Raw genomic sequence first — 13,401 nt, forward strand, 5'->3', positions numbered from 1 at the left:
AGAGGCTGACCTACGCCGTAAAAACCTACCCCTCCAGTTCAGCTTATCGGTACGTGAACAAGATACTTTAGAAAAAAATGTTCCCCTACCGTTTTTTTTATTCTTTTCCAGCGGGCCAAACGCTGCTGCTTTACCATCTTGACCCGTTATTTTACGAAGCAAACCACAGGCCAACTTAACAACTCACATGAAACTTCGAACCATTCCAACAAGATCATGACCTACCCTCCCCCATAAGAAAACGGCAGATCCGGCACCCTCCGGCACTTCTTACCGGGCGCCCAAGGGGGCATTTTTTGCCGTATGGGGCAAAGCATCGTGAAAAAATGCCCTGCCCAGCCATGCTCAGGGGGGCTCGGCACCGATAAAAAAAGAGGAATGTTTGAGAGGCGTGCTGAAAAGATGCCCTATCCGGCCACCCTTAGGGCCGCCCGACACGGATTAACGCGAGAAATTACTGTGAAGCATCCTGCTGTGGTGGCTGGCCCGAGCGCCATACCTGTAAATCTGCCAAGACCAATTTAAGCTCATGATTGAGCATCCCGGCAATCTCTTCAAAACGGTGCGTACTCTCCTGCTTAACCGCTTGATCCATCGCTTGCGCCGCATGCACCAACGCCTCTGCCGCCATATACGACGCCACCCCTTTAATGGCATGGGCCAAATCGCCAATCTCTGCCCAAGCTTGCTTGCTCTGCATGGCATCCAACCGCAAGGGGGCATCCAAGTAGCGCTCTAAAAAGCCCCGCAAAAGCTGCTCATAAAGCTTGGCACTGTTACCCGTGCGGCTTAACCCCACCGACACATCCATCTGAGTAATCGTGTCAAACCGCGCCAAATCCTCTGCACGCCCCGCAGCGACCTCTTCGTGAGCATCCTCCTGCAAACGCTGCGTCGGGGTATCGCCCAAACCGGGGGAGGCCTTAAACGGCAAAGTCGGCTCAACGACCTTCACAGGCATGACCGCCGGCTCGACCATTTGGGTGCGCACTTTGGCCGGGTGACGGGGACTAATCCAACGCACCAACATCTGTTGAATGGCTTCTGGAGAGACCGGTTTGGTCAAATAGTCATCCAAGCCCGCCACCATCGAACATTCCCGTTCACTGGGCATGGCCTGCGCCGTCATGGCAATGATTGGCAACTTGGCCAAGGCTGACCGTTGGCGCAACTGGCGGGTCGCCTCCAGACCATCCATCACCGGCATCTGAATGTCCATGAACACCAAGTCATAATGCGATTGCTCAGCCATCTCAATACAACGCAAACCATTTTCAGCAACCGCCACCTCCATGCCCGCCTGCTCTAAAAAGGCCACCGCAACCTGTTGGTTAAGGGCGTTATCCTCCACTAACAACACCCGAGCCCCTTGGATGCGCCGCAGACGCGCTGCCGAAACCCCATCGTTTAACCCACCCCCCTCCTGCGTCTCAATCCCCTCTAACTGCGCAAGCAGACGGCGCAACTGTTGCGCATGCAGAGGCTCTACCAACATTTTATCCATCAGGGGGCTATGCCAACCCGACCGCTCGTCACCACCTTGGCGGCGACACAACAAAATCTGCTTCATGGGCTTAACAACCCCATGGTGCCGCAGATGGTGGGAAAGATGCTCCAAGGCGCTGCTGGAGAGGCTGGACTCGCGAATAAACAGATAATGCGGTGCAGGATCCAGACGAGCAAAAGCCTCACTCAACAACAGCGTCGGATCGCTGTAGCAGTGGCACCCCAAGCCGCACCGTTCAAGGATATGTTTTAGATAATTTTGTTCATCGCGATCCGCGTCAACCACAACCGCCCCGCGCCCTTGCCAAGGCTGCTCGGTTTTGGCATGCAAGCCCTCATCAATGGGCACAAACTCGGCTTCAAAAAAGAAGCGGCTACCCACCCCAAGCTCGCTCTCGACATGGATATCGCCCCCCATGACCTTCACCAACTCACGGCTAATCACCAATCCGAGGCCGGTACCACCAAAGCGCCGGGTTATGGAGTTATCCGCCTGGGTAAAGGCTTGGAACAGACCCGCAACCGCACTGGGGGAGATACCCACCCCACTATCCTTCACCGAAAAACGCAGGCGTAAACGATGCTCGCTATGGGCAACCTGCTCAACCCGCAAAGCAATATAACCCTGGTCGGTAAATTTGACGGCATTGCCCATCAAATTAATCAACACCTGCCCCAAACGTAACGGATCGCCCACCACATGATTGGGCACATCGGCATCCACGTAGTAGCGAATCGAGAGCTCCTTTTGTACCGCTTTATGCCCCAAGATGGCGTTGATATTGGCAATCACCTCATCGATCTGGAAGGGGGTACGCTCCAGTGCCAGCTTACCGGCCTCCAATTTGGAAAAATCCAACAAATCATTAATAATCGCCAGCAGCGATTGGGATGCCCCATGGATCTTGACCAAATAATCTTGGCGAACATGCTCTTCTCTAAGATCTTGCGCCAGCCGGGACATGCCAATAATGGCGTTCAACGGCGTGCGTACCTCGTGGCTCATATTGGCCAAAAAGAGATTTTTGGTCTCACTGGCCACCCGCGCCTCGGCACTGGCCAGTTGCAACTGCTTGGTAAGCCTGGATAATTTTCTGTTCCAAATCAAAACCATGACAAACGCAAGCAGCAGCCCGGCACCAACTTTTAACAAAAGGGCGATGTCCGTCTGTGGACTCAGGGATGCCATGCCCCATTTCTGGCGGATATGAATATGCTCCTCAGGGGTAATGCTACGCACCGCGAGCTGCATAATCTCATGCAACATGGCGTCCTGCTTACGCACCCCCACCCCCAGTTTGAGTTTATAGTCGGTATGACCAGAGATCTTTAGATTATCCAACGGACCTAGGGTAAGACTGTAGTAGGCCACCGGTAGCGCACTGATCAAGGCAAACAGATCTCCCCGACTCACCTTTTGCAGCCCCTCATCGACCGTTGCCACATCACGGATCGGTATCCATGGATAGTCTTGCCGGACCAAATCATAGGTGGCAAAATTAAGGGGGATAGCCACCTCTTTATCCCCAATATCGGTTATACCCGCCAGAAAGGGCGCATCCTTGCGGGTAACCAACACCACCGGGGTAGAAAAATAGGGATCGGTAAACTTTAAAAAGCTGCCACGCGCCGCCGTCTCCTGAGCCAAAGCCAGCATATCACACTGGCCCAATCGCACCATACGTAGCGAGTCGCTCCAAGAGTGGCTGGCAACCAACCGCAGCGGCACACCCAAACGTTGGCCCATCAGCGCCATATAGTCTGCCGACATACCCACATGGAAGCCACCCTCATCCATGCTCTCTAAAGGATACCAATGGGGGTCAACGCAATAGCTAATCCTTTTTTTTTCTTGCAGATATGCTTGCTGGGCAGGATTAAGTGACAGACGCCAGGCATCCAACTCACCCGCCAGAACCGGGTGCCATTTGGTGCGTATGCGGATATGATCCTCTTGACTTATGCCATCCACCACCGCTTGAAAAGCTTGCAACAGCTCAGGAGCCCCTTTACGCACCCCCACTCTTAGCATCAAGGGCGGCCCCGCCACCTTACCAATGATGAGGTTGGCCAAGCCCAGATCGCGAATCCGATGGGAAGCCACATAGAGCGAGGCGACCGCGCCATCCAACTGGCCGTTAGAGACCATCTCCAACAGCTCATCCACACTATTGGCGCTTACATGGGTTATTTCAGGGTGGTTGGGCTTAACCGTCTCCGCAAACACAGCACCCTTGGTGATGCCCAATTTTAGCCCACGCATCTGCGCGATATCTTGCACCCTATCTGGGCGATCACGCCTGACCACCAACACCGCCGGAGAACGCAGATAAGGTGTGGTAAAATCAAGCCATGCTTGTCGCTGGGGGGTTTCGTTGACCAAGGAGAGAATATCACACAGACCCTGGCGGGATGCCTCCAGGCTCTGCGCCCAACTGGCGGTGGGAACCAGTTGGATCGGGGTATGCAAACGCTGTTCAAACAGACGCATGTAGTCCGCAGCCATACCCACATGACGACCCTGGGCATCTACCTGCTCATAGGGCATCCAATCGGGTGCCACACACATGCGGATCTTGCCTAGCTGTTTTAGGTAAGCTTGCAGGTCGTTAGAGAGCAATCCCTCGCCATGGGCCAACGACGCCCCCAAACCGGGAATACTCAAGACCAGTAATAGCACCCATATGTAGAGAGGGCGCACCATGACCCGTTCAGTTCTGTCGACTGCTGCCACCAAGCTTGGCGGCAGAGGTTTTGTTTAATAATGCCTGCAACTCAGGATGTAGACGGGCCACATCCACCGGCTTGCTTTGGAACAGGTCAGCCCCCAAACTTGTCGCTTGTTTGGAGAGTACCAATGAGTCGTATGCGGTTAATACGACGATCGGAATATGCGCACTCTCCTCCTGTGCTCGGATCTGTTGAATCATCTCTATACCGTTCATGTCCGGCATATCTAGGTCGGTTAAAATCAGATCTATGGCATGCTCTTGTAAGGCCTGCATACCTTCCCGCCCGGAGAAGGCATGCACCAGTTGGTAGCCAAACTCCTCCAATTGCGGTGAGATAAGGGTTAACATCACCTCATCATCATCAATAAATAAAATGGTTGCCATATCACTCCCCACCAAAAGCTGCAAAAAAAATCTCTCTTTAATATCACCATAAGTAACAACAAAACACAATCAATACCGCCGCCCACCCCTACTATCTCATTTAATCCCAGCGCCCAGAGGGGGTAGGTTCGACCCTCTGGGCGGTTTAACCTTCGTGCTCAGCCAACCACGCCTGCCACATTAATAGATCCCATAATAGATGGTGCCAATTATGGCTGCCTTGTTGATGCTGCCGCCAGATCCGCGCAATGGGTTCTGGATTAAGATAGCCCTGACGCTGCAACAAAGCCGGGGCGAGCAGATCTTGCGCCCACCCTTTGAGGGGACCCCGCAACCAGCGCTCTAATGGCACCCCAAAACCCATCTTGGGCCGCTCAAACAACGCCTCGGGTACGCGCTTCCCCAACAGCCGCTGGAGTAGCCATTTCGGCACACCATCCCGTCGTTTAAAATGCATCGGCATGGACCACACCAGCTCCACCAAGCGGTGATCCAACAGTGGAATGCGACACTCTAGGCTGGACCACATGGCCGCCCGATCCACCTTGACCAAAATATCGTCGGGCAGATAGAGCAGCGTGTCCCAATACATCATTTGGGCCACGGGATCTTGCCGCCAAGGCTGTGTCCAACCACGGGTTAGATTGGTCGGTGGCTCGTGCCCTCCCACCACCAGATTGCCAGGATCACTCCAGTGCGAGAGCATGTGCCGATAGAGATGGGCAAAATCCGGCTGCACCAGCAGATCCATCATCTTATGTACAATATCCCCAGGATTATCCCGTGCCTTGGCGGGCAAGCAAGCCGCCACAGGGCGCAACAGGGCCGACCACACGCCACTGGGCAATGCCCGTCCAGCCCGGGCTAAAGGGCGCCGCAAGGGGCTAGGCACCCGCCCCCGCAACCGCCACAGCGCCATGCTCTCCCCATAGCGATCATAACCCCCAAACAGCTCGTCACCGCCATCCCCCGACAGCGCCACCGTCACATGTTGGCGGGTCAGCCCCGCCAGCAGCGTGGTCGGCAGTTGCGAGGCATCGGAGAAGGGTTCATCGTAGATTAAGGGCAGGCTTGGCACCAACGCCAAGGCATCCTGAGGCGTCACCTGCAAAGTGGTATGCTGGGTGCCCAAATGGCGGGCAATGGCTTGGGCATAGGCGCTTTCGTCATGGCTGGCTTCGGCAAAGCCGATGGTAAAGCTCTGCACCGGGCGGCTGCTCTGGGCCTGCATCATGGCGGTAATCAAGGAGGAATCAATCCCCCCCGAGAGAAAGGCCCCCAGGGGCACATCGGCGACCATCTGTCGGCCTATAATCGCCATGAGCTGTTGTTCCACCGCCTGCAAGGCCGCCGTCTCATCGCCATCAAAGGGGTGCGCGTTGGCATGCGCCACCACCTGAGACATACTCCAATAGTGGATCATGCCCAGATCCTGCATCCCCTGCTCAGGGTGCCACTGAAAACGCTGATAACAGCCCGCTTGCAGCTTATGAATGCCCGGATGGATGGTGTAGGGGGCAGGTACGGTGCTGTGTCGCATAAACAGGGTCAACGCATGCCGATCCACCCCCCCCTGCCAATGGGGGTGCGCCCGCAGCGCTTTAAGCTCCGAAGCAAACAGCAGGCTGTCACCCTGGCGACCATAATAGAGGGGTTTTTCGCCTAGCCGATCTCGCGCTAGGGTCAGAATGCGCTGCTGGCGGTCCCACAGGGCCAATGCAAACATGCCCCGACACTGGGCCAATGCGGCCTCTAGGCCGCTATGCCCAATGAGGGCCAACAGCACCTCCGTATCGCTATGGCCCCGCCATGGCTGCGGGCCATAGTGACGTTCTAAATTTTGTTTTAACTCAAGAAAATTATAGATCTCACCATTAAAAACAATCTGGTAACGACCACTGGCATCGGCCATGGGCTGATGCCCCAACGGGGAGAGATCCTGAATCGCCAAACGCCGATGCCCCAACGCCAGCCCACACGAAGGTTCCAACCAAAAGCCGCCATCATCGGGACCGCGCCGCTGCAAGGTCGCCGTCATGCGGGTGATGTTATGTGCCAACTCCTGCTCACTGGCCGCTGGCTGATAAAAACCACTAATACCACACATGCCGGGCCTACCTTTTCTTTGCGCAAAATACCACTATGCCGCTGGAAGATTAAGGGTTTTGCGAAAACTGGCCGCCCCGTTACCAAACCGTTGGATGAGGGTATCCAATACCCCATCGCTGGGCACCACCAGACCCGGCAGGGTCAGTTCCAGCGTCACCCGCGCTTTGGCCATGCGCACCACCAGGATGGTACGGCAGCCATCCACCCCGATGTGGGGTTGCAGCAGGGCCATTAACTCATCCAAACCGCCACCCCGCAGCAGCCCGGCAGGCACCTCTACCCGCAAAAAACGACAGGCGTGACGTCGATAGTTGTTGAGCGTGACGGCGCTGTGGATGGCCACCTTGACCTCTTCATCGCGCACCTCGGCCTGCCCCTCAAAGATTAACGGCCCCTCCTCCTCCAGCACCTCCCGATTGGCCACATAAGCATCGGGAAACACCACCCCCTCCATCTGCCCCAACATATCCTCCAGGGTGACAAACAGCATGCGGTCGCCCTTTTTGGTGCGGTGCAGTTTGCGCTCCACCACCACCCCGGTAAAACGCACCGAAACCCGCCCATCATTGCCCATGGGTTCCTGACTGGTGGGGCCATATTTCTCCCGCAGCTCCGAAAGGCTCATGAGACCATAATCGTGCATCTCCGCCTCATATTTGCGCAGCGGATGGCTGGAGATATAAAAACCCAGCGCCTCTTTTTCACGTTCTAGGCGCTCCTCTTCCGGCCAATCCGGCACTTCGGGCAGTTTCCAATTGGCGGTGCTTTCGCTGTTTTCCGCCTCTTCGTCCCCAAACAGATTCATAAACCCCAGCTTTTGATCCTTCTGGTGCTGGGTTCCTCGGTTTAATGCCTCGGGCAGGGCACTTAACAGCGCCGCCCGATTGCCCTTACCCAAACCATCACAGGCCCCCGCCTTGATCAGGTTTTCCAGGGTGCGCCGGTTCAGGTTGCCCCCCTCGGTGCGCTGACAGAGATCCAACAGCGAGGCAAACGGTCCCCCCTCCTCCCGGGCTTTGACCAAGGCGGCCATGGGTGCTTCACCCACATTTTTGATGGCCGCCAAGCCAAAGCGCACCGCATCCTCATCCCCCGCCCCAGGCTGTACCGAAAAAATCACCGCCGAGCGGTTGACGTCTGGCGGCAATACCTGCACCGACATGTCGTGACACTCCCGCACAAAGTTGACCACTTTGTCAGTGTTGTTGATGTCGGCGCTGAGGGTGGCCGCCATAAAGGCGACCGGATAGTGTGCCTTTAACCACGCCGTCTGGTATGAGATGAGCGCATAGGCCGCCGAGTGCGATTTATTAAAACCATATCCCGCAAACTTCTCCATCAAATCAAAAATATAACCGGCTTTCTCTGGATCAATCTGTTGGGCTTTGGCACCGTCCATAAAAATGGAGCGCTGCTTGGCCATCTCTTCCGGTTTTTTCTTACCCATCGCCCGGCGCAGCAGATCCGCCGCCCCCAGCGAATAGCCCGCCAGCACCTGGGCAATTTTCATCACCTGTTCCTGGTAGAGGATCACCCCATAGGTCTCTCGCAGGATAGGCTCCAACTGAGGCAGTGGATACTCCACCACCGCCCGCCCATGTTTACGGGCAATAAAGTCATCCACCATGCCCGAACCCAATGGTCCGGGCCGGTAGAGAGCCACCAGCGCGATGATATCCTCAAAGGTATCTGGTGCCAGCTTTTTCAGGATCTCCCGCATCCCTGAGGATTCCAACTGAAACACCCCCTTGGTGCGCCCATCCATAAGCAGCCGAAAGGCCCGCTCATCCTCAATATCAATGGCGGCAATATCAATGGGAACACGATCCTCCGCCCGTTCACCCTCCTGCGCACGGCGGGCGTTGACAATCTTGAGGGTATTATCAATCACCGTGAGGGTCTTGAGGCCCAAAAAGTCAAACTTGACCAGCCCGGCCTTCTCCACATCCCCCATATTAAATTGCGTCACCGGCATGCTGGAGCGGGGATCTCGATAGAGAGGAACCGTATCGGTCAAGGGTCCATTGGAGATCACCACCCCCGCCGCATGGGTACCACAGGAGCGGGGAGAGCCCTCCAAGGCCAGCGCCAGATTGATTAGGTGGCCCACCTCCTCCTCATCCTCCATCATGTCGCGCAGGCGGGGCTCCTGCTCCAGCGCCTCTTTGAGGGTGATGCCCAACACGTTGGGCACCAATTTGGCGATCTTATCCACCCGCCCATAGGGGAACTCCAATACCCGCCCCACATCCCGGATCACCGCCTTGGCCTGCATGGTGCCAAAGGTAATAATCTGGGCAACACGATCCTCCCCATATTTCTGCTGCACATAGCCGATCACCTCTTCACGGCGATCCATGCAAAAATCCACGTCAAAGTCAGGCATGCTCACCCGCTCGGGGTTGAGAAAGCGCTCGAACAGCAGGGTATAACGAATGGGGTCCAAGTCGGTGATGGAGAGAGACCAAGCCACCAGCGAACCCGCCCCCGAGCCCCGCCCCGGCCCCACCGGAATGTGGTGATCTTTACCCCATTTTATGAAGTCAGAAACGATGAGAAAATAACCAGGGAAACCCATCTGGTTAATAATTCCAAGCTCATAGGTGAGCCGGTCATGATAACGTTGGCGCAGCTCGGCATGCTCTGCGGCGGGAAAACGGGGCAACACATATTTACTTAAGCGCTCCTCCAAACCGGCTTCTGATTGAGTGCGCATCTCCCCTTCCAAGGTTTGCCCGGGGGGGAGCGCAAAATCGGGCAGCATGGGGGTACCCAGCTTGAGCTGGAGGTTACAGCGCATGGCGATACGGCGGGTATTTTCCAGGGCTTCGGGCAGATCCGCAAAGCGCTCGGCCATCTCCGCAGGGGTGGCAAAGGCGTAGCGATCTGAGAGGCGCGGGCGATTCTCCTCATATAGAGTCCGCACCGCCCCTACGCAGTAGAGGGCATCCCGGGCGTTGGCATCTTCGGGATCCATATAGTGGATATCACAACTGGCGACGATGGGTAGATTAAGCTTTTGGGCCAGGACGACGGTCTGTTGAATCAGCCTCTCTTCACCGGGTTCACCGTGGCGCTGTAGCTCTAGGTGAAAATTGGGCATCTGCCCATCGTCACCAAAAATCGCGGCCAGTTCGGCAGCGGCGGCCTCGGCCTCGGCGGGGCGTTCCTGGGCCAGCAGCCGCCCCACTGCCCCCTTTGCCCCCGCAGAGAGCGCCAGCAGCCCGGCGCTATGTTGTTTTAGCAAGGGCAGGTCGATGCGTGGCAAACCATGGCTGCCATCCAAGTGACCCTTGGCGATAAGGCGCATGAGGTTTTTCCAGCCCTCTTCATTGCGGCACAGCAGGATCACTTGATCCCGCACCTCTTTATCCACCCGCTCTTCTTTATTGGTGTGGTCGGGTACCAGATAGAGCTGCGCCCCCAACAGCGGTTTGATACCCGCCTTTAAACAGCCACTATAAAACTGGATCGCGCCAAACAGATTACCCTGATCGGTCAGCGCCAAGGCCGGCATCTGCAAGCTCTGGGCACGCTCAATGGCCTGCTTGAGCCGCACCGTCGAGGTGAGCAGCGAATAACCGGTATGCAGATGCAGATGAACAAAGGATGCAGGCATGGCTTAGCCGTATTCCAATAGGGGGCTTTGATACAATAACACCGTTCTTGGTGGTCAAGATCAGTGTGCCAGAAGATCCCGAAGAATCCCACCAAGGGCAGGTGCAAAAGGCGCCATCAAGCCCTCCTTATCGACATCACATATCATCTCTAATAGCATTTCCAGGCCCTCTTCCTCTTCCAGTGAACCAGACTTGCCCCGCTCCACAAGAGCAGTGTGTCCATATGACGCTTGCGCTGATAGCATAAAGCCTTATGGTTTAGGTTTAAGGATTGAATACTTATTTCCGCATCCTTACTTTTACCGCACACCTTGCCATTGAGGTAAAATTTAAACGCCTTTTCACAGCTCTCCATCAGTGGTGTAATGGGGAGCGGATCTGTTCCACGGTAAATTCCACAGTGATTCTCGGCGTTACACAAAAAATCTCATTCAATAAAATCGGGCGTCCCGTGCCATGCTCTCGTCGAATCCGCGCCGTTAACCAGCTCAAACCTTTGGCGACCCCCTCTAATATTGAGCTTTTACCCGCACCATTATTCCCTATCAAAACGACAATGGGCGCATTGCCAAGTTGAATCTCCAACTGTTTAAATCGGCGGTAGTGCTCAAGGGTAACGCGGGTCAATCTCATAGGGTCACGACTTTCTACTAAAAAAACGCACGGGGGCCGCAGTGGAATACCCCTTAATAACACAAAAGCCGCACCCTGTTAAGGGTGCGGCTTTTGTTGCATCAGAACTGGAGCACCGCCCTCTGGGAGGGTGGTGTCGAGAGCTGTGCTCAACAGCTCTGACGTTCAAATGGGGCAGCAGAGTCCGGAGTGGGTCCAGGGGATTATGGGGTTGGGGTGACCCGAACCCACTCAACGGCTCTGCTTTGCTACAAACACGACCCTAAAGCCGTGCCAATCTATGGTGCGGATGGCCGGAGTCGAACCGGCACGGCTCGCGCCACTGCCCCCTCAAGACAGCGTGTCTACCAATTCCACCACATCCGCATACAATCAAGAGCGGGGATAATAGCAGATCATTCACGATTTGCAAGCACTTTTTCACAGCAACGTCAACCGCTCTTCGCACCGCTGTCGATCCTGTTTTTTCCCAACCTGTTAGCTATCCTCCCCCCTTTTACCACGCAACAAAGCTTGCCATTTTACCATCGCCCTTGCGTCAAACCATGCCTTTTATATAAGGATTGGCTAAACTACCCACTTATTCTCTGTTAACCAACTCGGGGTGCCCATGACTCTGCCAACCAGCGATGCCCGCCCCATCGGAATTTTTGATTCCGGTGTCGGGGGATTAACCGTGCTGCGCACACTAGCCCGCCGCTTCCCTCAGGAGTCCTTCATCTATCTGGGTGATACCGCACGGGTACCCTATGGCACCAAATCCCCCCGCACCGTGGAACGCTACACCCTACAGGTCGCCGACCATCTACAACGCCACGGTGTAAAGGGGGTAGTGGCCGCCTGCAACACCGCCTCGGCCTTGGGACTGGGCGCTCTACGGGCTCATCAACCCAAACTCCCCGTGCAGGGGGTGATCGTACCCGGTTGCCGCAGCGCCCTAAACGTCACCCAAACCGGACGGGTGGGAGTTATAGGTACCCGCGCCACCATCAGCAGTGGCGCCTACCGCACCACCCTGAACCTCTTAAACCCCACAATTGAGGTCAGCGATATCGCCTGCCCCCTCTTTGTTCCCCTGGCCGAAGAGGGCTGGACCCACCACGCCGCGACGGAAATGATCGTGCGCGAAACCCTAACCCCACTGCTCGACAGCGACATCGATACCCTTATCTTGGGCTGTACCCACTACCCGGTGCTCAAAGAGGTGATCCAAAAAGTCATGGGGGAGGGGGTTATGCTGGTGGACTCCGCCGAGGCGGTGGCCGATGAGCTGGAACAGCGCCTAAGCGATACCATTCTACCCAACCACAGCGGGGCTGAGCGCACCATTCTCTATCTGGTCACCGACGAAGCGGCCCGCTTTGCCAGTGTCGCCCGCCGCTTTTTAGAAGAGATCCCCCTGGAACAGGTAGAGATGGTGGATTTGTAACCACGCCGTGCTTTTCAGTGTGTCCCATCCGGGTGCTTTGGGTATGCTGAATCAACCCTTATCACCTTCATTCCATTTTTGACGGAGATCCCTCATGGCTGCTTCTCAATGGGTCATCAATGTGGACCAAAGTTCGTTTAACCAACAGGTGATTGAGCCATCCTACCGGGTGCCGGTGCTGGTGGATTTCTGGGCGCCATGGTGTGGCCCCTGCCGCGCTCTGGGTCCTATTCTTGAAAAACTGGCCAACGAAATGGCCGGTCGTTTTATCTTGGCTAAGGTTAACTCCGACGAAAACCCCCAATTAAGCCAGCAGTTTGGTGTGCAGGGCATCCCGGCCTGTAAGCTGGTGATCGAGGGGGCTATTGTCGATGCGTTCACCGGGGCGCTGCCCGAATCGGGGGTGCGTCAATTTTTGGATAAGGCCATTCCCTCTGCCGCCGACAACGAGGCCGCTCAGGCCGCGCTCTTAGCCCAACGGGGTGATCTGCTTGGAGCACTGGAGCTCTACCAAAAAGGGCTCGCCGAGCAACCCGACCACACCGGCTGCCTCGTCGGCGCCGCCAGCATCGCCCTTGCCCAGGGCAAGGATGCCGAAGCCAGCGCCTTTATGGAGCGTCTTACCCCCAAAGGGTTAAACAGTGATGCCGCCAAGGCCCTGCAAAACAAGCTGGCCTTTCGTCAAACCAACCAAGATGTGGAGACCCTGCGACAGGATGTGGCGCGCCATCCTGACAACCTGGACCACCGCATCACTCTAGGGCAGGCACTGATTGCCCAGGAACAGATCGAAGCGGGGCTGGAGCAACTGTTATTGGCGGTTAAACAGGACCGCCACTACAAAGAAGATCACGCCCGCAAATTGATCCTCAAAGTATTTGAGATGCTAGGGCATGCCCACCCCATCACCAGCCACTATCGGGGCAAACTTTCCCAAGTACTCTTTACCTGACGCCAAAAAAAGGGGGCTTCACAAGCCCCCTTTTTT

Annotated in this window: 7 protein-coding genes and 1 tRNA gene; 2 read left to right on the top strand and 6 right to left on the bottom strand. The window is 56.0% G+C overall.

Translation table 11 applies throughout. From position 1 onward, the window contains the following. Positions 1-454 precede the first annotated feature (454 nt). The 6 genes from MMC1_RS20545 to MMC1_RS16540 form a co-directional block, all read right to left on the bottom strand. Positions 455-4,210 carry a transporter substrate-binding domain-containing protein gene (locus MMC1_RS20545; protein ID WP_011714778.1) on the bottom strand — a complete coding sequence of 1,252 codons (3,756 nt, stop codon included), beginning with the start codon at positions 4,208-4,210 and terminating at the stop codon, positions 455-457. 7 nt (positions 4,211-4,217) lie between these two features. After that, entirely contained in the window at positions 4,218-4,622 is a 405-nt protein-coding gene (locus MMC1_RS16520) for a response regulator (RefSeq protein WP_011714779.1), read from the bottom strand. A gap of 145 nt (positions 4,623-4,767) precedes the next feature. Beyond that, positions 4,768-6,729 (bottom strand): asparagine synthase (glutamine-hydrolyzing), encoded by a 1,962-nt coding sequence (gene asnB / locus MMC1_RS16525; protein WP_011714780.1) that lies wholly within the window; start codon positions 6,727-6,729, stop codon positions 4,768-4,770. Positions 6,730-6,762: 33 nt separating this feature from the next. Next, positions 6,763-10,350, bottom strand: coding sequence for a DNA polymerase III subunit alpha (gene dnaE / locus MMC1_RS16530; RefSeq protein ID WP_011714781.1), 3,588 nt, complete (start codon positions 10,348-10,350; stop codon positions 6,763-6,765). Positions 10,351-10,705: 355 nt separating this feature from the next. Then, positions 10,706-10,984: an AAA family ATPase gene (locus MMC1_RS21410; protein ID WP_081436325.1), complete on the bottom strand. Its 279-nt coding sequence runs from the start codon at positions 10,982-10,984 to the stop codon at positions 10,706-10,708. Between the two features lie 281 nt (positions 10,985-11,265). After that, positions 11,266-11,350: transfer RNA gene (locus MMC1_RS16540), tRNA-Leu, on the bottom strand. A 244-nt stretch (positions 11,351-11,594) separates the two neighbouring features. Here MMC1_RS16540 and murI point away from each other — a divergent pair. Further along, the gene (murI, locus tag MMC1_RS16545) at positions 11,595-12,413 is read left to right on the top strand and encodes a glutamate racemase (protein WP_011714783.1); all 819 of its coding nucleotides are present in this window, start codon (positions 11,595-11,597) and stop codon (positions 12,411-12,413) included. A gap of 94 nt (positions 12,414-12,507) precedes the next feature. Further along, positions 12,508-13,365: a tetratricopeptide repeat protein gene (locus MMC1_RS16550; RefSeq protein ID WP_011714784.1), complete on the top strand. Its 858-nt coding sequence runs from the start codon at positions 12,508-12,510 to the stop codon at positions 13,363-13,365. Positions 13,366-13,401: the final 36 nt, after the last annotated feature.

The sequence above is a fragment of the Magnetococcus marinus MC-1 genome, from assembly GCF_000014865.1.
Lineage (GTDB): Bacteria > Pseudomonadota > Magnetococcia > Magnetococcales > Magnetococcaceae > Magnetococcus > Magnetococcus marinus.

Bases quoted from the DNA above. Each gene is read 5' to 3' on its own strand.
- MMC1_RS20545 (WP_011714778.1), bottom strand. From the start codon at position 4,210: ATGGTGCGCCCTCTCTACATATGGGTGCTATTACTGGTCTTGAGTATT.
- MMC1_RS16520 (WP_011714779.1), bottom strand. From the start codon at position 4,622: ATGGCAACCATTTTATTTATTGATGATGATGAGGTGATGTTAACCCTT.
- asnB (WP_011714780.1), bottom strand. From the start codon at position 6,729: ATGTGTGGTATTAGTGGTTTTTATCAGCCAGCGGCCAGTGAGCAGGAG.
- dnaE (WP_011714781.1), bottom strand. From the start codon at position 10,350: ATGCCTGCATCCTTTGTTCATCTGCATCTGCATACCGGTTATTCGCTG.
- MMC1_RS21410 (WP_081436325.1), bottom strand. From the start codon at position 10,984: ATGAGATTGACCCGCGTTACCCTTGAGCACTACCGCCGATTTAAACAG.
- murI (WP_011714783.1), top strand. From the start codon at position 11,595: ATGACTCTGCCAACCAGCGATGCCCGCCCCATCGGAATTTTTGATTCC.
- MMC1_RS16550 (WP_011714784.1), top strand. From the start codon at position 12,508: ATGGCTGCTTCTCAATGGGTCATCAATGTGGACCAAAGTTCGTTTAAC.